Genomic DNA, 22,085 nt, shown 5'->3' on the forward strand with positions numbered 1-22,085 from the left:
GTAAGCATAGCAAACTATGACAGTTCGATTGATTCTCGCCAAGGGACGTGAAAAGTCCCTGCTCCGTCGTCATCCCTGGGTTTTCTCTGGGGCCGTCGCCCGCCTTGAAGGGAAAGCCCAACAAGGGGAAACCATTGATGTTTGTGACAGCAACGGTAAATGGCTGGCGCGTGCCGCTTATTCACCTCAGTCACAAATTCGCGCTCGCGTCTGGAGCTGGCAGCAGGACGAATCTGTCGATATCGCTTTTTTTGTCCGCCGTTTTCAGCAGGCACAAATCTGGCGCGACTGGCTGGCTGCACGCGACGGCCTGGACAGCTATCGTCTGATTGCCGGGGAGTCAGACGGCCTGCCAGGCGTGACTATCGATCGCTTTGGTCAGTTTCTGGTGCTGCAACTGCTGTCTGCCGGTGCGGAGTATCAGCGGCCCGCCATTATCTCCGCCTTGCAGCAGTGTTTTCCGGATTGCGCTATCTACGATCGCTCAGATGTCGCAGTACGTAAAAAAGAAGGTCTGGAACTGACCCAGGGAACCGTAACCGGTGAACAGCCTCCCGCGCTATTGCCGATCACAGAGCACGATATGAAGCTGCTGGTAGATATCCAGGGCGGACATAAAACGGGCTACTACCTTGATCAGCGAGACAGCCGCTATGCCACACGCCGCTATGCCAAAGACGCGCGCGTGCTGAACTGCTTTTCTTATACCGGAGGCTTTGCCGTTTCGGCATTGATCGGCGGCTGTAAAGAAGTGATTAGCGTTGATACGTCGCAGGATGCCCTGGATGTGGCACGTCAAAACGTCGAACTGAACGGTTTAGATCTGTCCCGTGCCCGGTTCCAGCGCGATGACGTCTTTAAGCTACTCCGCCGCTACCGCGATGAGGGTGAGAAATTCGATCTGATCATTATGGATCCGCCCAAATTTGTTGAGAACAAAAGCCAGCTGATGGGCGCCTGCCGTGGCTATAAAGACATTAACATGCTGGCCATTCAGTTGCTGAATCCAGGCGGGATGTTACTGACCTTCTCCTGTTCTGGCTTGATGGCAACAGACCTGTTCCAGAAAATTATTGCGGATGCCGCGCTGGATGCAGGCCGTGACGTCCAGTTCGTTGAGCAATTCCGCCAGGCTGCCGATCATCCTGTGATCGCCACCTACCCCGAAGGTCTTTACCTGAAAGGTTTTGCCTGTCGCGTCATGTAACTTGAAAAAACTGTCTTTGCCCCCATCTCTTGTGCAGGACAGTTTTTTCGGAGGTCATCATGATTGCCAGTAAATTTGGTATTGGTCAGCAGGTTCGTCATCGGTTATCCGGCGTGCTGGGTGTGATTGTCGATGTCGATCCTGAATATGCGTTAGATGAGCCACAGCTGGACGAGATCGGGGCAACTGACACGTTGCGCAGCGCGCCCTGGTATCACGTGGTCATGGAAGATGAAGAAGGTAGTCAGGTCCATACCTACGTCGCCGAAATTCAACTTGCCGGTGAAACCAGCCCTGAACATCCAGAGCAACCCTCTATGGATGAACTGGCCGCATCGGTACGTCAGCAGCTCCAGGCACCGCATTTGCGTCACTAACAGTGGGCGGCAATCTGTTTGCCGCCGCTATTGTTATTGCCCCATTCCCAGTCGCGGGATTTCAATTTTCGGGCAGCGATCCATCACGACCGTCATGCCCGCATCCTGCGCCAGCACGGCAGCCTGCTCATTAATCACGCCCAACTGTAACCAGAGCGTATCCGCACCGACCGCAATGGCTTCCTGCGCGACGCCCCATGCCGCTTCCGAATTGCGGAACACATCGACCATGTCAATTTTTCCGGGGACTTCTGCCAGCGAACCATACGCGGTTTGTCCCAGCAGAGTCTGACCTGCAAGCTTAGGACTGACCGGAATCACTTCATAACCCTGATCGAGCAAATACTTCATTACCCCATAGCTGGGGCGTTCGGGGCGATCGCTGGCGCCTACCAACGCAATACGTTTTGTGCGGGTCAATACGTCGCGAATAGTCTGATCATTCATGGGCTTCTCCTTTCTGTCTGCTCTTCATTGTAGTTGAGCCTTTACACACTCGCGGGGCGTTGCAAATACATATTGTGCCGCTTCGCTGGAATAAATATGTATAATTGTAAACTTAATGCCATAATGTAAGAATTTGCTACATCCATTCATTTTTAACCGGAGTCGAAATGAAGCTGTCAATGGCTGTAACGGGGTTCATTGCTCTCCTCGTTTCGGCATCCTGCTCTGCTATTACCCTGAAGCTTGATCCTCAAATCACGTTGCTGGTTTTGGACGGTCGCAAGATCTCCGGCTCACTGCTGAAAGGGGCTGACAGTTTAGAGCTGGAGCGGGGTCAACATCAGTTCCTGTTTCGGGTGGAACAATCGCCTGGTGACAGCAAAACCCCTTCTCAGTACTATCAGTCTGTGCCGATGATCGTGACATTCACCGCCGAAGCCAGGAGCATCGCTATCCGCCTGCCTCCGCTCAGCAATTCACGAGAAAGACATAACTTTGACCGTTCACTGGCGTTCAGGCTGGTTGATGAAAAGGGTAAAGAGGTTTTTAGCGTGCGCGATCGCCTGCCGGTTACGGCTGGTGCGGATGTTGAAAAAGCGATGGTCAGTTACAATCGTATGGGCTTAGCGGCTTCGGTGCCTCAGTTCGCCAATCTCACCACCCCTTCCCCATCAGCACAACTTACTGCCGATCTTGCCTGGTCGGTTGAAACTACTACGCCGTCAATTCAGCACTGGTTTCAGCGTTTCGATGAGGCCACTCGTCAACAGTTCATCAATCTGGTCAAAATGCTGCGGGCAAGTTGATAGTGTGAAATGGCGCAGGGTAAACTGCTGCAACGGGCGTTTTTGCTCCTTTGCATCAGGATGCTGTTATGGAATACACCTTACGTACGCTTGGAAAACAAAAACATATCGCGCTGGTCGCTCATGACCACTGCAAAGACTCTCTGCTGGATTGGGTGACGCGTAATCAACCCGCTCTGGAATCTCATATTCTTTATGCGACAGGCACGACAGGCAATCTCATCAATCGTCACACCGGCCTGAACGTAAATGCAATGCTGAGTGGCCCAATGGGCGGAGACCAACAGGTTGGTGCCTTTATCGCCGAAGGCAAAATTGATGCGCTAATCTTTTTTTGGGATCCGCTAAATGCGGTTCCTCATGATCCTGACGTCAAAGCGCTGCTTCGTCTGGCGACGGTCTGGAATATCCCGGTCGCCACCAACCGGGCGACCGCCGATTTTATCATTCAGTCGCCGCTGTTTGATCAGCCCGTCGATGTCCGTATTCCGGATTATGCACGTTATCTTGCCGATCGCCTGAAATAACTCAGGCTTTACGCAGCACCGGCACGTCCAGCTCGCGGAAGGTCTCGACAAAGACCGAAGGTTGCTGCTTATCAAACAGCAACCAGACCTGCTGGCGCGCACGGGTTAACGCAACATAGGCCAGTCGCCGCTCTTCCGCATCCGGAAACGCTTCGGGCTGAGGCAGCAAGCCTTCCTCAATGATGGACTCGCGCTGCGCCGCCGGAAAGCCTTCTTTACCTTGCTGAAGCCCCAGCAGAATGACGTAATCTGCCTGCTGGCCCTTACTGGCATGAATGGTCAGAAAATCGATGTTTAATTTTGGCCAGCGGGTTTTGGCTTTATCCAGCACGTCAGGGCGCAAATAGTGGTAACGCGCCAGTATCAGCACCCGCTCGTGGGGCTTTGCGTAGCCACTCAGCTTATTCAGCAACGGCTCCAACTGATCCTGCGGTAACAGGGCAATGGATTTTTTATTGCCCTTAACCAGGCTGTTTAAGGGTTTGCGCAGCTGATGCGGATTCTGCTGGATGAAGCGATTTGCGACTTCACCAATCCGATCGTTAAAGCGATAGGTCGTGTCCAGCACGCAGCGATCGCCCTCACCAAAATAGTGATGAAATGCCGTTGTGAGGCTCATTTCAGCCCCGCTGAAGCGGTAGATCGCCTGCCAGTCATCGCCAACAGCAAACAGCGTAGTGCGCTTGTTTTGCTGGCGCAGGGCGCTGAGCAAGGCTGCACGCTGGGGCGAAATATCCTGAAATTCATCGACCAGAATATGCTTCCATGGGCTGATAAAACGCCCCTTTTCCAGGATCGCTACGGCCTGATGAATCAGCCCTGAAAAATCGACGGCGCCCTCTTCCTTGAGTGCGTTTTTCCAGGCCTTCAGCAGCGGTGCCATCAGCTTGATGCGTTTACTGAACAGCTCCCGTAGCGCCTCAGGAACGCCGTCGATCATGGCGGCCTGTGCACCACCGTGCATGCGCATCAGGCTTAACCAGCGTTCGAGCCGCGGTGCCAGACGCTCAGCCAGGCGATCGTCCTGCCAGAAAGGCCCCTCGCCGACCTCCCACGCCAGTTCATCACGCAGCCATTGCCGCCAGCCATTCGCCTGGGCTTTCTTTTCATGGCATTGCTGACGCCAGATGTCGATCAATAATGCCCGGCGCGCGGCGGCGTCGCTTTCCAGTTTACTGATGACAGGCTGTTTATTACTGCCTTCGCGGATAATGTGCAGGGCCAGAGAATGAAAAGTACGTGCCTGCATATCCGTTGCCTGTAGCCTGCTTTGGATGCGGTCGTTCATCTCTTCAGCAGCATGACGGCCAAAGGCTAACAGCAGAATCTGATCGGCGCCGGCGAGTCGGCGTTGTAATAACCAGCCCGCCCGGGCAACCAGCACAGAGGTTTTGCCACTGCCCGCGCCCGCCAGTACCAGCACCGCATCCTCACCGTTTACCACGGCTTCAGCCTGAGATCCGTTAAGCGGCGTGGACTCAACCGTGGCGAAGAAATCCTGATAACGCGTGAGCATCGCAGCCGTCCAGTCGCGGTTACGCTGACGGATTGCGGCCTCGCCCTGTTGCAGCCAGTGTTGGCAAAATGCCCAATTTTCCCGACAGGACTCAAAATCGTTGATGCGTGACAGCGGGAGTGGCAAGGCATCAAACTGCTTGAGAATTTGATCGTTAATCGCCTGCAGCTCACTGCGTTTTAACCAGCGGTCCTGCTCACTGAACCCGTTAATTTCAGCACGAAGGCCCTGCAGAACCGAGGCACACACGTCACTCATCTCATGGCTCCAGTCCTGCCATGCCTGCATCAGATAATGATAGAAACGTTGTGTCTCCTGCCATTCAGTGCCGTGCAAACGCACAACCTTATTGTCCGCCAGCAGAAACTCAAGCTCTCCCCAGACCATGCCACGCTTACAGGTAATGTCCGACAACTGGTTAAAGGGAATCAGATATTCGTGTTTATCACCACTGACTTCAACACCAGCGGTCAACAGGCGAACACGATTGTAAGGATGCTGGGCAAGCCGTTTGCCCATGGATGTTGCTTTAAGTTCCACGCCGACACCAACGACCGAGATAAAGAGTAATCGGAGTTTACCTGTCAGACTCTTGACGCTCCAGCCTTAAAACACGCTAAACTGCGACATATCTTGCGGAGTGCAAAAGGAAAAGCGGTTATGCGCACTGTTTTAAATATTCTTAATTTTGTATTGGGTGGCTTCTTCACCACGCTCAGTTGGCTGTTCGCGACACTGATCAGCATTGTGCTGATCTTTACCCTGCCGTTGACGCGTTCATGCTGGGAAATCACCAAACTCTCGTTTCTTCCGTTCGGCAATGAGGCGGTGCACGTGGATGTGCTGCGTCCCGACAGCAAAAGTCACATAATGAACACCGGCGGTACCTTCCTGAATATTTTCTGGCTGATTTTCTTCGGCTGGTGGCTCTGCCTGTCCCACATCTCTGTCGGTATTGTGCAGTGTGTCAGCATCATTGGTATTCCGGTGGGAATCGCGAATTTCAAGATTGCGGCTATTGCACTGTGGCCGGTCGGCCGTCGGGTTGTCTCTGTGGAAGAGGCGCGTGCCGCGCGTGATGCCAATGCCCGCCGCCGCTATTAGTATTCTGTCCGGATGGCGTAAGTATCTTTTTAACAGCACCTGGCGTTACCTGCTGCGGATTCTGTTCGCCTTAACCGGCTGTGCAGCAGTGCCCTGGGTGCTGCAGCAGATTGAATGGACCATTCCCCTCACGCTTGGGGTGGTCGCCGCCGCGCTGGCCGATCTGGATGATCGACTGGCGGGACGTTTAAAAAATCTGCTGATTACCCTGTTGTGCTTTTGCGTTGCGTCGGTTTCAGTGGAACTGCTCTTTCCCCATCCGCTGGCCTTTATTATCGGTTTGGCGATCTCCACCTGGGGTTTTATTTTGCTGGGCGCCCTCGGGCAGCGCTATGCGACCATTGCTTTCGGCGCCTTGCTGATTGCCGTTTACACCATGTTGGGCATCGGACTGTTTTCCCAGTGGTATCTGCAGCCCATCCTGCTGCTGGTCGGCGCGCTCTGGTATAATCTGCTGACGCTGTTGGGCCACGTCATGTTTCCCGTTCGCCCGGTTCAGGAGCAGCTGGCAGCCAGTTTCTCGCAGTTAGCGCAATACCTGGACGCCAAAGCTAACCTGTTTGATCCGGACGCCGATGCGCAGGATGATGCCACGTTTGTTGAGGCGGCGATGGTGAACAGCCAGCTGGTCGCCCAGCTTAATCTGACCAAAACCACACTGCAAAGCCGCTTACGCGGCGACAGGGGCTCACGTGGTACCCGACGTAGTCTGCACTACTATTTTGTTGCTCAGGATATCCACGAACGCGCTAGCTCTTCTCATCTCCAGTATCATTTACTGCGCGGCAACTGGCGCTATAACGAAATTCTGTTCCGCTTTCAGCGCCTGCTGAATATGCAGGCTCAGGCCTGTCGGCAACTGGCCCGGTCTGTTTTACTGCGCGAACGCTGGGAACATGACAGTCGTTTTGAGCGTGTTTTTGAGCGCTTACATAATGCGATTCAACGCCTTGAAGATAGCCATCCGGATGCCACGCATACCCGGGCCCTGTTTTGGTTATTACGTAATCTGCAGGCGATTGATGCGCAACTGGCTTCTCTCGAATCTGAGCAGGCACTGGCCGACGATCCGCAGCACAGCGACAACATGCTGTCACGTGAAGAGATCAGCGGCTGGAGCGACATCAAGCTGCGCTTCAGCCGCCACCTGACGCCCTCTTCGGCCCTGTTCCGTCATGCTGTCAGAATGTCAGTGGTAATGTGCACCGGGTACGGATTCATTCAGGTTACCGGTCTGGAACGAGGCTACTGGATTCTGTTAACCAGCCTGTTCGTTTGCCAGCCCAACTACAGCGCGACCCAGCGCAGGCTGGCACTGCGCATCGGCGGCACGCTGGCTGGCATTGCCATTGGGTTGCCATTGCTCTGGCTGGTGCCCTCAGTAGAAGGCCAGCTGTTTCTGATTGTCGTGACGGGCGTACTCTTCTTTGCTTTCCGCCAGGTGCAATACGCGCATGCCACCTTGTTTATCACCCTGCTGGTTCTGCTCTGTTTTAATCTGCTGGGTGAGGGATTTGAGGTCGCGCTGCCGCGGGTAGTGGACACCTTACTGGGCTGTGCGCTGGCCTGGCTGGCCGTGAGCTTTATCTGGCCTGACTGGCGTTTTCGTCAGCTTCCGGCCGTTGCCACTCGCACGCTTAATGCCAACTGCCGTTATCTCGATGCGATCATGGAGCAGTACCATCAGGGCAAAGACAATCGTCTTGCTTATCGTATTGCGCGACGTGACGCCCACAACGCCGATGCTGAGCTGGCATCGGTGGTATCAAATATGAGCAGCGAACCCCGTACCAGCACTAAGCTCAGGGAATCGGCATTTCAGTTACTCTGCCTGAATCACTCCTTCCTGAGCTATATCTCCGCTCTGGGCGCTCATCGCGACAAAGTGACCCAACCAGCCCTGCTGGCCCTGCTCGACGACACAGTATGTTATGTTGAAGATGTGCTGCAGACGGATGTCGTCAGCGACAGCCGGGCAGAGAAAATGCGTATTGAGCTGGTGCAGCGCATCGCGCAACTGACCGCCGAGCCCGATCCGCGTGCGCCGCTGGTTTTGCAACAGTTGGGCTTGCTGGTTGCCCTGATGCCCGGCATTGCGCGCCTGCGACGCTCGCTGGACAGGCGCTAACGGCCTTTTTCTTTACATTCCGGCGTACTGAGTGCGGCCTGATACCATTCTCCTAACTCGGTTTTAATGGTTTGTGGCAGCGCCGCATGATGATGGCCGGAAATCGCCCCTTCAAGCGCTAATAAGGTTTTAAGGCCGAGGTGTTGATTATTGCGCCGCAGCCTTAACCAGCACTGCCTGGCCCCCGTTTCACGCAGATGTTTGACGGTACAAATACCTATCTCATGCAGCATCATTTCCAGTCGCAGGCTGACGTTCGGTAAGTCTTTTAACCGCACCTTACCCAGCCGCTCATTGTGCTCACGTTGGGCGGTCTGCAGAGACGCAGCAGAAAGGCGAACCAGATGCTCCGGATGCGCCCAAAGGCGATCGTCTACCTTAAAATAGTTGAGGCTTACCGCAATACCCCGCTTATGGAATGTCAAGGGTTCCAGCGGCTGCTTTGCCCCATATTCCCGTAATGCTTCACTGGCACGTAAGTAGAGTTCGTCTTCTTTTACCAGCGCAAAAACCACGCGTTCAACAGCCAGTGCGTAGCCACCGAACTGGGTACGGGATTCAATTTTGCCCAGCGGGGCCAACTGCTGTATTGAGCGTAAAATTATCCGCTTCTGTTTCTTCATTTCATCACCTCCTTGTAACAAAAGCCTGTTAAAAATGTTACTATTCAGGGGGTTAGAAGATAATTAAATTCAGTTAGAGGTTCAATGAATAAATCCGTTTAAAGACAAGCTGATGCAAATTTTGCGAGGCGTTTTCAGAAATTCAGGTTGATCTTTACCCAGGATGCCATTACTGTACATCCATACAGTCAACTGCTGAGTGATTAATTTATGCGCACCCAACATACCAGTAATGTATGCTCTGCTCACCGTTACGCTTCGTCCTCTGTTCCGGCTACTCATAAAGGCTGGATTACTGAATTACGCTATAGCGAACAACCCGGAATGATGCAGATGCTGCTGTTACCACTGCTTCAGCAATTAAGCCAGCAGTCTCGCTGGCAGCTGTGGTTAACCCCCGCGCACAAGTTGAGCCGGGTCTGGATGCAGGAAGCCGGTTTGCCACTTGAGAAAAGTATGCATATCGCCGATGCTGAACGTTACAATGCCGTTGAAGCGATGATCAAAGCGCTGCGCACAGGAAATTACAGCGTGGTTTTGGCCTGGATTCCTTATGAATTAGACGTGGACGAACGTCGTGAACTTGAACGTGCAGCAGCGGAAGGAAAGGCGTTGGGGCTGATTTTACGCTCGGGTGAAACCCTCAAAACGGCAGTAAGACCAGAAAACTCGCTAAAAATTCAGTCTGATTTGTTTCATTAAGTAAAAAATAAGATTTATCTCAAGCAGTTTTTTATCTCGCTCAAGGCTAAGGCACTGATTCTGCTCCCCCCAGCAATGACAACGGCTTAGCCCCCATTTTGTGGGGTAAGCGCCTCACAGAAGTTCAGGGTAAATTGTTAGAATTTATGTATAAAACACTGTTTTTTTACATAAGTGCCTCACATCACACTTGTAAGTTTCCAATCTCGTTGTAGACTTTATCTCGCCAGGGTGCTCAATAACCTCCGTTTTTTGCGGTAGAGTCATAAGCGAGCGTTTTGACCCGGCGAAGGATTAAACCAAGAGCAACCTTTATGCTCATTGCCTATTTGGATGATAACGAGGCGCAAAATGAAAAAGACAGCTATCGCAATTGCAGTGGCACTGGCTGGCTTCGCTACCGTAGCGCAGGCCGCCCCAAAAGATAACACCTGGTACACCGGTGCTAAACTGGGCTGGTCTCAGTATCACGACACTGGCTACTACGGTCACGGTTACCAAAACAACGACGGTCCAACTCATGAAAGCCAACTGGGCGCAGGCGCGTTCGCTGGTTACCAGGCTAACCCATACCTGGGTTTCGAACTGGGCTATGACTGGTTAGGCCGTATGCCTAATAAAGGCAACCAGGTAAATGGCGCATTCAAAGCACAGGGCATCCAGCTGGCTGCTAAACTGAGCTACCCAATCGCAGACGATCTGGACATCTATACCCGCCTGGGTGGCATGGTATGGCGTGCAGACTCTACTCAGCAGAACCTGGCTAATGGCACTCGCATCAGCGACCACGACACCGGTGTTTCTCCACTGGCAGCCGTTGGTGTTGAATATGCTCTGACCAAAAACTGGGCAACCCGTCTGGATTACCAGTGGGTTAACAACATCGGTGATGCACAGACCGTTGGTGCTCGTCCAGACAACGGCATGCTGAGCCTGGGTGTTTCTTACCGCTTCGGTCAGGATGATGTTGCTGCGCCAGCTCCGGCTCCAGCACCAGCTCCAGCGCCAGTGGTACAGACCAAGCGTTTCACTCTGAAATCAGACGTTCTGTTCACCTTCAACAAATCAACCCTGAAGCCAGAAGGTCAGCAGGCTCTGGATCAGCTGTACAGCCAGCTGAGCTCCATGGATCCTAAAGACGGTTCAGTTGTTGTTCTGGGCTTCACCGATCGCATCGGTTCAGAGCAGTACAACCAGAAACTGTCTGAGAAACGTGCTCAGTCAGTAGTGGATTACCTGGTATCTAAAGGTATCCCTGCTAACAAGATCTCTGCTCGCGGCATGGGTGAATCTAACCCAGTAACTGGCAACACCTGTGACAGCGTGAAAGGTCGTAAGGCCCTGATCGACTGCCTGGCGCCAGACCGTCGTGTAGAAATCGACGTTAAAGGCATCAAAGACGTGGTAACTCAGCCACAGGCTTAAGTTATCCGTTATGAAAAAACCCCGCTTATGCGGGGTTTTTTTTGGCCTGAATTTATCAATGCTGCTCATCCCATATCGCGAAGTCTGAATCCGTAATCTATCGCGTGAACTCAGGACTCTTTTTCAGACCCTGGATGACCTAATATTGCCTGCAGATCCTGCTTTAACGTTGACATCTGACTGGCATACTTCTCTTTACGTTCGGCATCTTCAATAAGCTGTACGATGGTTTCAGACAGCGTATTGTTACGACGTTGCGCCAGCCCTGCCAGTCGCTGCCAGACCAGATATTCCAGATCGATTGATTTTTTTCGGGTGTGCTGGTGCTCAGCATTGAAGTGACGTTTACGCCGGGCGCGGATAGTTTGCTTAAGCCGGTTATCGAGGTCGGGGTGAATATGCTGGCTGATCCAGTTGTTTATCTCTACCGGATTATTTTCCATCACCAGTAATTTATCCACCGCGGCCTGCGCAGCGCTAAGTTCAAGGTGACGCGTGATCAGTTCACCCTCCCGATGTTTTTTCACCAGGTATTTCCACTTCCATCCACTTTCAAGATTTTCGAGCTGCTGGTATTTCATCGGAATCTCATCGTGATCGCGTAACAAACTAAGAATAACAGCTTTTTTACCGGATGCAGCAACGAAAAACATGCTGCCAGCGTCACAACATCTGAATGAACTCTGCAGTGCTTAAGCAGGGTGAATCCTGTATAATCTCGCTTTTCTCAAAACAGACAAATGCGATTATTTTGACCAGCACTCAACTTACGTGGCAAACCTTACAGCCGGATAGCACGCAATATCAATCCGTTTTCTCCCGAATCGCTGATGAAGAGACCGATGCCCTGGCAACGGTACAGCCCCGACTGCTGAACGCGCTGGCCCACTTACATCATCAAAGTCAGGGTCTTCCCCTGCTGCTGGTTCGCAGCCAGGAAAACCGTGAATACCTTGCGCTGATAGCAGAGGCGGCTCAACGCGTTATGGGTGAGTCATCAACCCTGTCAGGCGGTGACTACCATATTCTGGCCGACAACGTCACGTTGCAACCGCCTACCGACAGCCAGCGCCCTTTTACCAGCCAGGGCGGGATTCACTATGCTGACTGGATCGAGCAGGAGCAGCTGTTTGGCTGCGTGCGGATGCACAAAGATCGGATCCAACTTGAGCCAGGGCTGATCCATCGCGCCAATGGCGGAACGTTAGTCCTTTCACTTCGTGCTTTACTCACTCAGCCGCTGCTGTGGCTGCGTCTGAAAAAGAGCATTGAGCAAGGCTACATCGAGTGGCAATCCCAGGACGAACGTCGTCCCCTGCCGGTTTCCGTGCCTCCGCTCCCGCTCAAGCTTAATCTGGTGCTCTGTGGCGAGCGCGATACGCTGGCCGATTTTCAGGAGCTGGATGCTGAAGCGCATGAAATGGCGATCTACACCGAATTTGAAGAAAATATTCAGATTGTGGATGAAGACGACATGCTCGCATGGTGTCGCTGGACGGTCGATCTGGCCGGGCAGGCTGATATTGCTGCACCCGACGAAGACTTCTGGCCCGAACTCATCAAAGAAGGTGTACGTTACAGCGGCGATCAGGATACGCTTCCGCTCTGCCCTCGCTGGCTGCTGCGCCAGCTGCGCGAGACCGCGTTGATGGGAGAGACGCTCAGTGCTGAAGCGCTGCGTGACGCCCTGGAAGCGCGCCTGTGGCGTGAAAACTACCTTAATGAACGTATGCGTGATGAAATCCTGCTACGACAGATTTTGGTTGAAACGGAAGGTGAGGTCGTCGGCCAGATAAACGGCCTGTCCGTTGTGGAATATCCCGGTCATCCGCGCGCCTGGGGCGATCCCTGCCGTATTACCTGTGTGGTGCATCCTGGCGACGGTGAATTCACCGACGTCGAACGCAAAGCGGAGTTAGGCGGCAATATTCATGCGAAAGGCATGATGATTATGCAGGCCTATTTAATTGCTGAACTGGAGCTGGATCAGCAACTGCCCTTTTCCGCTTCGCTGGTATTTGAACAATCCTATTCCGAAGTTGACGGCGACAGTGCATCGCTGGCAGAACTGTGCGCATTAATCAGCGCCCTTGCCGGTGCGCCACTGAATCAGCAGATTGCGGTTACGGGCTCGGTGGATCAGTTTGGTAATGTGCAACCGGTTGGTGGGCTGAATGAGAAGATTGAAGGATTCTTTGATATCTGCCATCAGCGCGAGTTAACCGGTCAGCAGGGTGTCATTATTCCCGCCTGTAACGTTCGTCACCTTAGCCTTAACCAACAGGTGGTGAGCGCGGTGGAAGAAGGACGCTTCCATATCTGGGCGATCGACAGTGCGGATGAAGCGCTGCCGCTGCTTACGGGGAAAATATGGAATACGGAAGACGGCGAAGGCGAATGCCTGCTGCGCACCATTCAGGAACGCATCAGTCAGATGAATCAGCCTGAGCCCTCACCGCGATCCTGGCCGCTGCGCTGGCTTAACTGGTTTAACCACCGCTAATCCTGTTTGCTCAGCGTACAACTGTTCGCTAATATTCGTGATTCACTAAAAGAAGGCATATTAAGAACATGGTAGATAAACGCGAATCCTATACCAAAGAAGACCTGATTCTGTCCGGTCGCGGTGAACTGTTCGGCGAAAATGGTCCGCCGCTTCCATCCGGCAATATGCTGATGATGGACCGCGTGGTCAAAATGACCGAAGACGGCGGTAAATACGATAAAGGCTTCGTAGAAGCTGAACTGGATATCAATCCGGACCTGTGGTTCTTTGGTTGCCACTTTATTGGCGATCCGGTGATGCCCGGCTGCTTGGGTCTTGATGCAATGTGGCAGTTGGTTGGCTTCTATCTCGGCTGGTTGGGCGGCGAAGGCAAAGGCCGTGCGCTGGGTGTGGGCGAGGTTAAATTCACTGGCCAGGTTCTGCCAGAGGCGAAAAAAGTCACCTACCGTATTCACTTCAAGCGTGTGATCAACCGTAAACTGGTGATGGGCGTTGCAGATGGTGAAGTGCTGGTTGACGGTAATCTGATTTACACCGCCAGCGATTTAAAAGTCGGTCTGTTTAAAGATACCGCAGCGTTCTAATCGTTCCCCAGAAACGAAAACCTCCGCTTAGTGCGGAGGTTATATCCCTTTTCAGTGACATCCGGCTAAGCAGCAGCCGACCTGTCCTCCATGGCTTGTCGCCAACCTCCCAACCAGTGAGACTTAGCATCTATCATTTGATACGGACACATCTCTTTAGAGCGTCCTGTAATACCTGCTTGATAACCACGTGAATGGGCGCGCTCAAGGCGGTCTCGTTTCTGTCTCTTCATACTCCGTGTCCCTCATGTAAGGTCTGTGGAATCTGGTGGAAAGAAAAAGGTGACTAATAAATGTTCAGCCACCCTTTTGTTTTACTCGCTCTGTATGAAAAGATCAATGCGCAATATTCACGCCAATGTCACAAATGTGACCTGAAGTAGACATGAATTTTCTGTTTCGTGATGTAAGCCTATTGCTTTATCCACATGATTTATATAGAAACCCGATGTTATGTCAGAAAATAAGCTCTAACCGAAACAACAGGTTAACTACAAGCCCGTTCCTGTCGAATTCTCAGAGCCACATTGCGGGCAATCTGTTGCGCAATTTGCTGCCAGCCCTGAGCAAGGGTTTTGACAAGGGCATCATAGCCATCTTCCTGCTGTGGCAACACCAGGTTGAAAGCCTGCTTTGTGAAGCGTCCCTGATGTTCCAGCGTCCACTGCCCGCTAATGACCGCTTTGCCGTCATAGCGTCCCTGGAAATCGTTGACCGTAATGTTCAGGGTGTCATGTTCCTGCCCCATTAACGTCTGAGTCACCAGCCGACCCGGTAACGCTTTGGTGAGATTGGTTATCATCGTTTGCTGTAGCTGCTGATCGAGCGGGCTGGCCCACAAATTATTGGCGGCGATAACGTATTTAACATCGCTGGTTTGATACACCAGCCCATTACCCGCCAGATAGTCCGGAACCACAACCTGCTGTACCCATAAGGTCGGCTGTGCATTTGCCTCACTGCCGATCACCTGCATCGAGGCCGCCCCTGAGGGCAGCTGATAGTAAGTGGTATTGACCGTGCTGCTACAGGCACTCAGTGCGAGAGCGGCCAAAAAAACGAGTCCTTTTTTCATTGTTTTGCCCTCTTCGGCTGGGGATCCTGTCCCGGTTTTGCTTCAAACACTAACGCATTACTTTTGGCATTTAGCGTCTTCAGCACTGGCTGCAGTTCGCGCAGCACCTGATCAAGCCGTTGCATATCGCCCACCAGCTTGCTGTAGGCCGGTGAGCCAGGCTGCAGGCCTTTCATACTGCGGTTGAGCTCACGTAGCGTTTGCTGCGTCTCTTCCGGCAGCGTTTTCATCGCCGGACTGCTGGTTACAACGTTAATGTTGTCGATGGTACGTTGCAGATCGCGCAGAGTTTTCTGGCTCTCCTTCAGCGTTCCGGTGGCTTCCGACACCATATTGTTGAGCGGTAGACCGTTAATTTTATCCAGCGCAGCCATCAGTTTCTGCTGAATCTGGCTCAGGCCACCACTCACCGTCGGGATCACTTCATAACCCGCGACTTTATCTGGCCCTTTATAGGCAGGGGCATTGTCATAGAAGTCGATATCGACAAACAGCGCGCCAGACAACAGGTTGCCGGTTTTCAACGTTCCGCGCAGGCCACGTTTCTTACCGTCCTGCAGATGCTGCTCAAGATCGAAGTTTTCACCCAGACGGCTAATAAAGCGATCGGGTTCAATGCGAATCAACACCGGCACGCGGTAGTCATTATTCAGCGCCTGCGCAGTGCCCGCATTCATGAACGGCACCTCCGCAACGGTACCCAGACGAATGCCGCGGAATTCAACCGGCGCGCCCACCTGCAATCCACGAATCGAATCAGAGAAGAACATCAGATAGTCGATATGATTGGTATACAGTGAATCCTGAATACTGCGCTGATCGTCAAACAGGTGATATTCAGCCTGATTCTGCGCCGCCTTACCTAAATCCCAGCCGTCAGGCACGTCAAAGCTGACCCCGCCGCTAAACAGCGTGGTGAGCGACCCCATTTCAACCCGCATGCCTGATGCCGACATATCCACCGCGATGCCGCTGTCTTTCCAGAAACGCACATTCGTCGTCACCAGACGATCGTAGGGGGCGGCGACAAACAGCTGATAGGTCATCATGCGCTTATCGGTGTCGAAGCTGCTGGTTTCAACGGTGCCGACACGATAGCCGCGAAACAGCACCGGATCGCCAGCGTTAAGCTGCCCCGCTTTTTTGCTGTCGAGTGTAATACGAATGCCCTTCGCATCAGGCGGCGCTAACGGCGGCGCATCCAGCAAGGTGTACTGATCCAGGGGATCTTTTTTGGTACCCGGCTGCAGCTCGATATAGGCACCAGACAGCAGCGTTCCTAAGCCCGTAATGCCTTCGCGACCGACCTGCGGCTTAACGACCCAAAATACGCTGTCGCTGTGCAACAGCTTTTCCATACCTGAATTCAGTCGGGCTTTAATCTCAACGTGATGGAGATCGTCTGTGAGGACGGCACTCTCGACCACACCGACATTGACGCTGCGACTTTTGATGGTGGTTTTACCCGCTTCAATTCCCTCTGCGCTCTCGGTGATCAGCGTCACTTCCGGTCCCTGATGACTAAAATGATAAAACAGAATCCAGCCGCCAATTAACAGCGTGACAATAGGGACGATCCATACCGGTGACCAGCGCTTAATCTGATCCACTTTGGCATGACCGTGATTATTTTCCGTCAAGATGCGGCTCCTTCATATTTTTCTCACCAGCACGATCCCAGGTTAAGCGCGGGTCAAACGTCATTGCTGCAATCATGGTCAGAATCACCACCAGCGCAAACAACACCGCTCCCCATGCCGGATACACTTTCATTAACTGTCCCATACGCACCAGCGCGGAGAGCACGGCAATCACAAAGACGTCGATCATTGACCAACGCCCAACAAACTCAACCACCTCATAGATCAGGTGCATTTTATGGCTGTCGCGCTGCCCGCGTCCGCTGGCATCCCAGCACAGCCAGCCAATCGCCAGCATCTTCAGAGACGGAACCATAATACTGGCGATAAAAATCACCAGCGCGACCGGATAAGATCCATCGCCCCAAAGTAAAATTACCCCGGCCATGATGTTCGAGGGCATCGCCGATCCCAGCGTTTCGGTAATCATAATCGGCAGCAGATTGGCGGGCACATAAAGCATAACGGAGGTTATCAGCAGCGCCAGTGTCCACTGCAGGCTGTGTTTACGGCGGGCATCGGCAACCACGCCGCAGCGCGGACATTCCCGCTGTGTCACAGGTAACACCGCAGTGCAGCACGGACAGGAGCGCAGGCCCTGGCTTAATCCGCTTACGCCTGCCTGGGGCGCATGGGGTAAAGACGGCATCGCTTCAATACGATCCCACAGCCAGCGGCGATCCAGACACTGAAACGCGCGCAGTTGCAAAAGACAAAACAGACACCAGGGCCAGAAGCTGGTTTCGAGGCCAATTTCGCCATAGGCCATGAGCTTGACGAAACTAACCAGCACCCCGGCCATGAAGATTTCTGCCATTCCCCAGTTGCGCATATGAAAAAGGATACGCGCCAGGCCCAGTTTCAGGCTGACGGGCATTTTCATCTGATTGACCAGCAGGACAATGGTGATCATACAAAAGGCGGGAATTCCCTGGACAAACAACAGGAACAGTGTGGCCAGGCTGGCGTAATCGTCGGCCACCATCACCCTGGGGATTTGCATCAGGCTGATCTGACTGGACAGCCCGGCGACTTTCATGGTGATAAACGGAAACAGATTGGCAAGCACCAGCATAAACAGCGCGGCCAGCGCGTAACCGGTCGGACGCTTACGCGGCTCCGACCAGTTGACGGTCAGGGAGGTATGGCAGCGCGGACAGGACGCTCGACTGCCAACGGGAATGGCCGGCAGTTTTACCATTAAGTCGCACTGTGGACAGAGCATCCACGCGTTCGTTTTGTCTGCTGAACACATTCCCGCCCCTTAATGACTATGCGCCGTTTCTCATTGATTCCAGCTCTTCCCAACGCGCAAAGGCGGTTTCCAGCTGCTGTTCGACGTCAGCCAGTTCATCGAGCACCGGCTGCGTTTTATCGTGTGGCTGACTGAAAAAATCCGGATGACTCATTTTGGCCTGAAGCTCGCCAATACGCGCCTCTAACTGTTCCAGCTTTTGCGGTAACTGTTCCAGTTCACGCGTCAGGTTATAGCTTAGTTTGTTCGCGTTACGTTTGGCAGCGTCATTTTTCGCATCGGCAGGCTTGAGGGCACTATTTGTCCCCTTTGCTGAGCCCTGCACCTTTTGCTGTTTGTACGCTGCGCGCTGCTGCTGCGCATCGTGATAGCCGCCGACAAAGGTCCCTATCTCGCCGTTGCCTTCAAAAATCCAGCATTCGGTTACGGTGTTGTCAACGAACTGACGATCGTGACTGACCAGCAGCACTGTGCCCTGGTAACCGTCGATGAGCTCTTCCAGCAGCTCCAGCGTTTCCACATCAAGGTCATTGGTCGGTTCATCAAGGATCATCAGGTTACTGGGACGCAGGAACAGACGCGCCAGCAGCAGGCGGTTACGCTCCCCACCCGACAGCGCCCTGACCGGCGTCATCGCGCGTTTAGGATGGAACAGGAAATCCTGCAGATAGCCCAGCACGTGACGCGGTTTACCATTGACCAGCACCTCTTGTTTGCCTTCCGCCAGGTTGTCCATCACGGTCCGATCGGGATCGAGTTCCGCACGGTGCTGATCGAAATAGGCCACTTCAAGTTTGGTCCCGGAGTGCACACGACCGTGATCGGCCTTCAGCTGTTGCAGCATCAGACGCAGTAACGTGGTTTTACCACAGCCGTTCGGCCCAATCAGGGCGATCTTGTCCCCGCGCTGCACCTGGGCTGAGAAATCTTTCACCAGCTGCTTGCCGTCTACCGCGTAGTCCACGTTTTCCAGTTCAAAGACAATTTTGCCGGAGCGTGATGCTTCACCGACCTGCATATTGGCTTTGCCCATGACTTCACGGCGTTCTGAACGCTCGCGACGTAAGGCTTTTAACGCCCGAACGCGGCCTTCATTACGGGTTCGACGTGCTTTGATGCCCTGACGGATCCAGACTTCTTCCTGTGCCAGCTTGCGGTCAAACTCAGCATTTTGCATCTCTTCAACGCGCAGGGCTTCTTCTTTGCCTTCCAGATACGCGTCGTAGTTACCCGGCCAGGAAACCAGCTTGCCGCGGTCCAGATCCACAATACGGGTGGCCATATTACGGATAAAAGAACGGTCGTGAGAGATAAAGACGATACTGCCGCTGAAGCTTTTCAGGAAGGTCTCCAGCCAGTCAATCGTTTCAATATCAAGGTGGTTGGTGGGCTCGTCCAGCATCAGTACGCGAGGATTACTGACCAGCGCACGCCCCAGCGCGGCTTTACGCAACCAGCCACCGGACAGAGACGACAGTTCAGTGTCCGGCGACAGACCAATCTGCTGCAGCACGTCCATGATACGACTTTCCAGCTGCCACAAATTGTGATGATCCAGGATGCCCTGCAGACGCGCCATCTCATTGAGATTTTTATCACTGGGATCGTCCATCACCTGGTGCGAGATCGCATGGTAGGCTTTGAGATGCTCCGCCTGCTCTTCGACGCCCTCTGCCACAAAATCATAAACAGATCCGGTGATATTGCGCGGCGGATCCTGCTGGAGCCGCGCCACGACCAGATCGGTTTCATAAATGATGCGTCCGTCATCCAGCGGCTGCTCGCCGTTGATGATTTTCATTAGTGTGGATTTGCCCGCCCCGTTTCGGCCAACCAGACACACGCGCTCATTTTCTTCGATATGCAGTTCGGTATTGTCTAACAGAGGCGCATCGCTAAAAGACAGATAAGCGCCGTGGATACTAATCAATGACATGAAACTTATTCCTTACCAGCATGAGTGATCAGCCAGCAGTTATGAATTTGGCGATTACGCGCAAAATCCTGTGACAGGGTTTTCTGAGTGATGTCCTGAGCCTGGAGCCCTAATGCGTTAAGGCCATCCAGATCCATTTTGAAACCACGTTTATTATTCGAGAACATGATAGTACCGCCTTTACGCAACAGCCGTTTCAGGTTACGCATCAGCATCATATGATCGCGCTGCACATCAAAACTCTCTTCCATACGTTTTGAGTTAGAGAACGTGGGCGGATCGATAAAGATCAGGTCGAAATTTTCGTCGCTCTCGTTCAGCCAGCTCAGGCAGTCGGCATGCAGCAGGCGATGCTGACGACCGGTGAGGCCGTTCAGCCGCAGGTTACGCTCTGCCCACTCCAGATAGGTACGCGACATATCCACGGTGGTGGTAGAGCGTGCGCCGCCCAGACCCGCATGCACGCTGGCAGAGCCGGTGTAAGCAAACAGGTTCAGGAAATCCTTGCCCTGACTCATCTGACCCAGCATCTTGCGGGCAATACGGTGATCGAGGAACAATCCCGTATCCAGATAGTCAGTCAGGTTCACCAGGAAACGGGCGTTAAATTCCTGCACTTCAAAATAGTCGCCCTTCTCACTCAGCTTTTGATACTGCGCTTTGCCCTTCTGACGTTCGCGCGTCTTGAGGATTAAGCGGTTTGACGGCAGCGCCAGCACGCTCAGGGTGGCACTAATCACGTCAAACAGGCGTTGACGGGCTTTATTCGCGTCGATGGTTTTGGGTGGCGCATATTCCTGCACCACCACCCAGTCCGCATAGCGATCCACGGCCACATTATAGTCCGGCAGATCGGCGTCATAAATGCGGTAGCACTCGATACCTTCCTGGCGCGCCCACTTATCCAGCTTCTTGAGGTTTTTGCGCAAGCGGTTCGCGTAATCTTCAGCAATCTGATTACCGCGCTCAGCGCTGTTGGCCGACAGCTGATAGTTTTTCTGCACACAGTCCAGCGGGCCATTTTTGGCTTTGAACTGACGGTCGGCACGCAGTTGCAGACAGCTCAGTAGTTCGGGCGATGCGCTAAACAGCGACAGATTCCAGCCGGCGAAGTGCTGCTTCATCAACCGGCCAAGCTGGCTGTGCAGCGCAATAAGCGCAGGCTCACTTTCAAGACGTTCACCGTAAGGTGGGTTACTGAGCACCGTTCCCGTCACCTCAGTCTGAAGAGGATTCTGCAGCTTCAGCAAATCCTGTTGGCCAAAGGTGAACAGTTCAAAAACGCCGGCACGACGTGCATTCGCTTTTGCCCATTCCAGCACCCGTCCATTATTGTCATAACCAAAAAAGCGCGCCTGGCACGCCGCCGTCCCGGCACGGGCACGGGCCTGAGCATCGCTCTTGACCTCGCGCCACAGGCTTTCGTTAAAACCGGCCCATGCCGTGAAGCCCCACTGGTTACGCAGTAAACCCGGCGCGCGGTCGCAGGCCATCAGCGCAGCTTCGATCAGTAACGTGCCTGAACCACACATCGGATCGATGAGCGGCGTGGACGGCTGCCAACCTGAACGCATCACAATCGCTGCGGCCAGGTTTTCTTTCAGCGGCGCCTGACCCGTTTGCTGACGATAGCCGCGCTGATGCAGGGCACTGCCGCTTAAGTCCAGAGCTATACTGGCGCGGTCGTCATCAAGCCAGACGTTAATACGAATATCGGCCTGTTCACGATCGACGTCCGGGCGTGCCAGGTTACGACGTGTAAAACTGTCGACAATCGCATCTTTGACGCGCAGCGCGCCAAACTGGCTGTTACGGATCTCATCGTTGGTGCCATTAAAGTGCACCACGAAGGTTTTGTCGCTACCGAACATGGCGGGCCAGTCAATGCCCTGCACGCCCAGATAGAGATCGAGATCGCTGTAAACGCCGACCTCGGTCAGAGGCAGCAAAATACGCGAAGCCAGACGACTCCACATCAGGCTTTGGTACATTACGCGGTCATCGGCCTTGAAGTGAACGCCTCCCTGTACCACTTGCAAATCCTGCGCGCCCAGCGCGTCCAGCTCATTTTTTAACAGCTCTTCGAGCCCACGCGCCGTGCTGGCAAACAGAGAATTCATATCGTCACTTTTTTACTCTTGAGAAAATTGTTGCGCATTATAGCGAATCGCAGACCTATGTCATAAAGTTAGCTTCTTTTGTCTTGCGCGCCCGCTTCTGGAGACTT

The 22,085-nt window shown here is 53.4% G+C and carries 20 protein-coding genes; 10 read left to right on the forward strand and 10 right to left on the reverse strand.

The genetic code is table 11. The annotated features are described in order from the left end of the window. The first annotated feature begins 16 nt into the window (after nucleotides 1–16). Nucleotides 17–1,207: a 23S rRNA (cytosine(1962)-C(5))-methyltransferase RlmI gene (rlmI, locus tag PAGR_RS14000; protein WP_013025287.1), complete on the forward strand. Its 1,191-nt coding sequence runs from the start codon at nucleotides 17–19 to the stop codon at nucleotides 1,205–1,207. Between the two features lie 59 nt (nucleotides 1,208–1,266). Further along, nucleotides 1,267–1,584 (forward strand): heat shock protein HspQ, encoded by a 318-nt coding sequence (gene hspQ, locus PAGR_RS14005; RefSeq protein ID WP_014606167.1) that lies wholly within the window; start codon nucleotides 1,267–1,269, stop codon nucleotides 1,582–1,584. A gap of 33 nt (nucleotides 1,585–1,617) precedes the next feature. Here hspQ and PAGR_RS14010 read toward each other — a convergent pair whose 3' ends face one another. Continuing rightward, entirely contained in the window at nucleotides 1,618–2,031 is a 414-nt protein-coding gene (locus tag PAGR_RS14010; protein WP_013025285.1) for a CoA-binding protein, read from the reverse strand. A gap of 167 nt (nucleotides 2,032–2,198) precedes the next feature. Between PAGR_RS14010 and PAGR_RS14015 the strand changes: the two genes are divergently transcribed. Further along, nucleotides 2,199–2,837, forward strand: a complete 639-nt coding sequence (locus PAGR_RS14015) for a YccT family protein (RefSeq protein WP_014606168.1) — start codon at nucleotides 2,199–2,201, stop codon at nucleotides 2,835–2,837. A 68-nt stretch (nucleotides 2,838–2,905) separates the two neighbouring features. Further along, nucleotides 2,906–3,364: a methylglyoxal synthase gene (gene mgsA, locus PAGR_RS14020; protein ID WP_014606169.1), complete on the forward strand. Its 459-nt coding sequence runs from the start codon at nucleotides 2,906–2,908 to the stop codon at nucleotides 3,362–3,364. A 1-nt stretch (nucleotide 3,365) separates the two neighbouring features. Here mgsA and helD read toward each other — a convergent pair whose 3' ends face one another. Beyond that, a complete protein-coding gene (helD, locus tag PAGR_RS14025; protein WP_044042382.1) occupies nucleotides 3,366–5,420 on the reverse strand; it encodes a DNA helicase IV in 2,055 nt (684 codons plus the stop codon). 120 nt (nucleotides 5,421–5,540) lie between these two features. On the opposite strand from helD, the gene PAGR_RS14030 reads away from it, so the two are divergent. Beyond that, the gene (locus tag PAGR_RS14030) at nucleotides 5,541–5,984 is read left to right on the forward strand and encodes a YccF domain-containing protein (protein ID WP_014606171.1); all 444 of its coding nucleotides are present in this window, start codon (nucleotides 5,541–5,543) and stop codon (nucleotides 5,982–5,984) included. Beyond that, nucleotides 5,965–8,112, forward strand: a complete 2,148-nt coding sequence (gene yccS, locus PAGR_RS14035; protein WP_014606172.1) for a YccS family putative transporter — start codon at nucleotides 5,965–5,967, stop codon at nucleotides 8,110–8,112. The genes PAGR_RS14030 and yccS overlap by 20 nt, the downstream gene beginning before the upstream one ends. Here yccS and PAGR_RS14040 read toward each other — a convergent pair. Then, nucleotides 8,109–8,735, reverse strand: coding sequence for a TfoX/Sxy family DNA transformation protein (locus PAGR_RS14040; protein ID WP_014593353.1), 627 nt, complete (start codon nucleotides 8,733–8,735; stop codon nucleotides 8,109–8,111). The genes yccS and PAGR_RS14040 overlap by 4 nt on opposite strands. A 210-nt stretch (nucleotides 8,736–8,945) precedes the next feature. On the opposite strand from PAGR_RS14040, the gene sulA reads away from it, so the two are divergent. Beyond that, entirely contained in the window at nucleotides 8,946–9,437 is a 492-nt protein-coding gene (gene sulA, locus PAGR_RS14045) for an SOS-induced cell division inhibitor SulA (RefSeq protein WP_013025278.1), read from the forward strand. 351 nt (nucleotides 9,438–9,788) lie between these two features. Continuing rightward, nucleotides 9,789–10,862: a porin OmpA gene (gene ompA / locus PAGR_RS14050; protein WP_014606173.1), complete on the forward strand. Its 1,074-nt coding sequence runs from the start codon at nucleotides 9,789–9,791 to the stop codon at nucleotides 10,860–10,862. Nucleotides 10,863–10,972: 110 nt separating this feature from the next. Here ompA and matP read toward each other — a convergent pair whose 3' ends face one another. Continuing rightward, the gene (matP, locus tag PAGR_RS14055; protein WP_014606174.1) at nucleotides 10,973–11,443 is read right to left on the reverse strand and encodes a macrodomain Ter protein MatP; all 471 of its coding nucleotides are present in this window, start codon (nucleotides 11,441–11,443) and stop codon (nucleotides 10,973–10,975) included. A 95-nt stretch (nucleotides 11,444–11,538) separates the two neighbouring features. On the opposite strand from matP, the gene PAGR_RS14060 reads away from it, so the two are divergent. After that, entirely contained in the window at nucleotides 11,539–13,365 is a 1,827-nt protein-coding gene (locus PAGR_RS14060) for an AAA family ATPase (protein ID WP_013025275.1), read from the forward strand. Between the two features lie 68 nt (nucleotides 13,366–13,433). After that, a complete protein-coding gene (gene fabA, locus PAGR_RS14065; RefSeq protein ID WP_008925876.1) occupies nucleotides 13,434–13,952 on the forward strand; it encodes a bifunctional 3-hydroxydecanoyl-ACP dehydratase/trans-2-decenoyl-ACP isomerase in 519 nt (172 codons plus the stop codon). A gap of 65 nt (nucleotides 13,953–14,017) precedes the next feature. On the opposite strand, the gene rmf is transcribed toward fabA, so the two are convergent. The 6 genes from rmf to rlmKL all read right to left on the reverse strand — a co-directional run bounded on the left by rmf (nucleotide 14,018) and on the right by rlmKL (nucleotide 21,978). Then, complete coding sequence (gene rmf, locus PAGR_RS23225) at nucleotides 14,018–14,185, reverse strand: ribosome modulation factor (RefSeq protein ID WP_006118662.1); 168 nt, start codon at nucleotides 14,183–14,185, stop codon at nucleotides 14,018–14,020. A 254-nt stretch (nucleotides 14,186–14,439) separates the two neighbouring features. Continuing rightward, nucleotides 14,440–15,027 carry a membrane integrity-associated transporter subunit PqiC gene (pqiC, locus tag PAGR_RS14070; RefSeq protein WP_014606175.1) on the reverse strand — a complete coding sequence of 196 codons (588 nt, stop codon included), beginning with the start codon at nucleotides 15,025–15,027 and terminating at the stop codon, nucleotides 14,440–14,442. Next, nucleotides 15,024–16,667: an intermembrane transport protein PqiB gene (pqiB, locus tag PAGR_RS14075; RefSeq protein WP_014606176.1), complete on the reverse strand. Its 1,644-nt coding sequence runs from the start codon at nucleotides 16,665–16,667 to the stop codon at nucleotides 15,024–15,026. The genes pqiC and pqiB overlap by 4 nt, the downstream gene beginning before the upstream one ends. Continuing rightward, a complete protein-coding gene (gene pqiA / locus PAGR_RS14080) occupies nucleotides 16,654–17,922 on the reverse strand; it encodes a membrane integrity-associated transporter subunit PqiA (protein ID WP_014606177.1) in 1,269 nt (422 codons plus the stop codon). The genes pqiB and pqiA overlap by 14 nt, the downstream gene beginning before the upstream one ends. A gap of 16 nt (nucleotides 17,923–17,938) precedes the next feature. Further along, nucleotides 17,939–19,858 carry an ABC transporter ATP-binding protein gene (locus tag PAGR_RS14085; protein ID WP_013025271.1) on the reverse strand — a complete coding sequence of 640 codons (1,920 nt, stop codon included), beginning with the start codon at nucleotides 19,856–19,858 and terminating at the stop codon, nucleotides 17,939–17,941. A gap of 5 nt (nucleotides 19,859–19,863) precedes the next feature. After that, complete coding sequence (rlmKL, locus tag PAGR_RS14090) at nucleotides 19,864–21,978, reverse strand: bifunctional 23S rRNA (guanine(2069)-N(7))-methyltransferase RlmK/23S rRNA (guanine(2445)-N(2))-methyltransferase RlmL (protein ID WP_014593346.1); 2,115 nt, start codon at nucleotides 21,976–21,978, stop codon at nucleotides 19,864–19,866. Nucleotides 21,979–22,085: the final 107 nt, after the last annotated feature.

Origin of the sequence: Pantoea ananatis PA13, assembly GCF_000233595.1 — a bacterium.
Lineage (GTDB): Bacteria > Pseudomonadota > Gammaproteobacteria > Enterobacterales > Enterobacteriaceae > Pantoea > Pantoea ananatis.

What these genes read in the sequence shown, in the direction of transcription:
- yccS (WP_014606172.1), top strand. Translation starts at nt 5,965, where the DNA reads ATGCCCGCCGCCGCTATTAGTATTCTGTCCGGATGGCGTAAGTATCTT.
- fabA (WP_008925876.1), top strand. Translation starts at nt 13,434, where the DNA reads ATGGTAGATAAACGCGAATCCTATACCAAAGAAGACCTGATTCTGTCC.
- PAGR_RS14015 (WP_014606168.1), top strand. Translation starts at nt 2,199, where the DNA reads ATGAAGCTGTCAATGGCTGTAACGGGGTTCATTGCTCTCCTCGTTTCG.
- mgsA (WP_014606169.1), top strand. Translation starts at nt 2,906, where the DNA reads ATGGAATACACCTTACGTACGCTTGGAAAACAAAAACATATCGCGCTG.
- pqiC (WP_014606175.1), bottom strand. Translation starts at nt 15,027, where the DNA reads ATGAAAAAAGGACTCGTTTTTTTGGCCGCTCTCGCACTGAGTGCCTGT.
- rlmKL (WP_014593346.1), bottom strand. Translation starts at nt 21,978, where the DNA reads ATGAATTCTCTGTTTGCCAGCACGGCGCGTGGGCTCGAAGAGCTGTTA.
- pqiA (WP_014606177.1), bottom strand. Translation starts at nt 17,922, where the DNA reads ATGTGTTCAGCAGACAAAACGAACGCGTGGATGCTCTGTCCACAGTGC.
- ompA (WP_014606173.1), top strand. Translation starts at nt 9,789, where the DNA reads ATGAAAAAGACAGCTATCGCAATTGCAGTGGCACTGGCTGGCTTCGCT.
- PAGR_RS14060 (WP_013025275.1), top strand. Translation starts at nt 11,539, where the DNA reads ATGAACTCTGCAGTGCTTAAGCAGGGTGAATCCTGTATAATCTCGCTT.
- rmf (WP_006118662.1), bottom strand. Translation starts at nt 14,185, where the DNA reads ATGAAGAGACAGAAACGAGACCGCCTTGAGCGCGCCCATTCACGTGGT.
- PAGR_RS14030 (WP_014606171.1), top strand. Translation starts at nt 5,541, where the DNA reads ATGCGCACTGTTTTAAATATTCTTAATTTTGTATTGGGTGGCTTCTTC.
- PAGR_RS14040 (WP_014593353.1), bottom strand. Translation starts at nt 8,735, where the DNA reads ATGAAGAAACAGAAGCGGATAATTTTACGCTCAATACAGCAGTTGGCC.
- PAGR_RS14085 (WP_013025271.1), bottom strand. Translation starts at nt 19,858, where the DNA reads ATGTCATTGATTAGTATCCACGGCGCTTATCTGTCTTTTAGCGATGCG.
- hspQ (WP_014606167.1), top strand. Translation starts at nt 1,267, where the DNA reads ATGATTGCCAGTAAATTTGGTATTGGTCAGCAGGTTCGTCATCGGTTA.
- rlmI (WP_013025287.1), top strand. Translation starts at nt 17, where the DNA reads ATGACAGTTCGATTGATTCTCGCCAAGGGACGTGAAAAGTCCCTGCTC.
- matP (WP_014606174.1), bottom strand. Translation starts at nt 11,443, where the DNA reads ATGAAATACCAGCAGCTCGAAAATCTTGAAAGTGGATGGAAGTGGAAA.
- PAGR_RS14010 (WP_013025285.1), bottom strand. Translation starts at nt 2,031, where the DNA reads ATGAATGATCAGACTATTCGCGACGTATTGACCCGCACAAAACGTATT.
- sulA (WP_013025278.1), top strand. Translation starts at nt 8,946, where the DNA reads ATGCGCACCCAACATACCAGTAATGTATGCTCTGCTCACCGTTACGCT.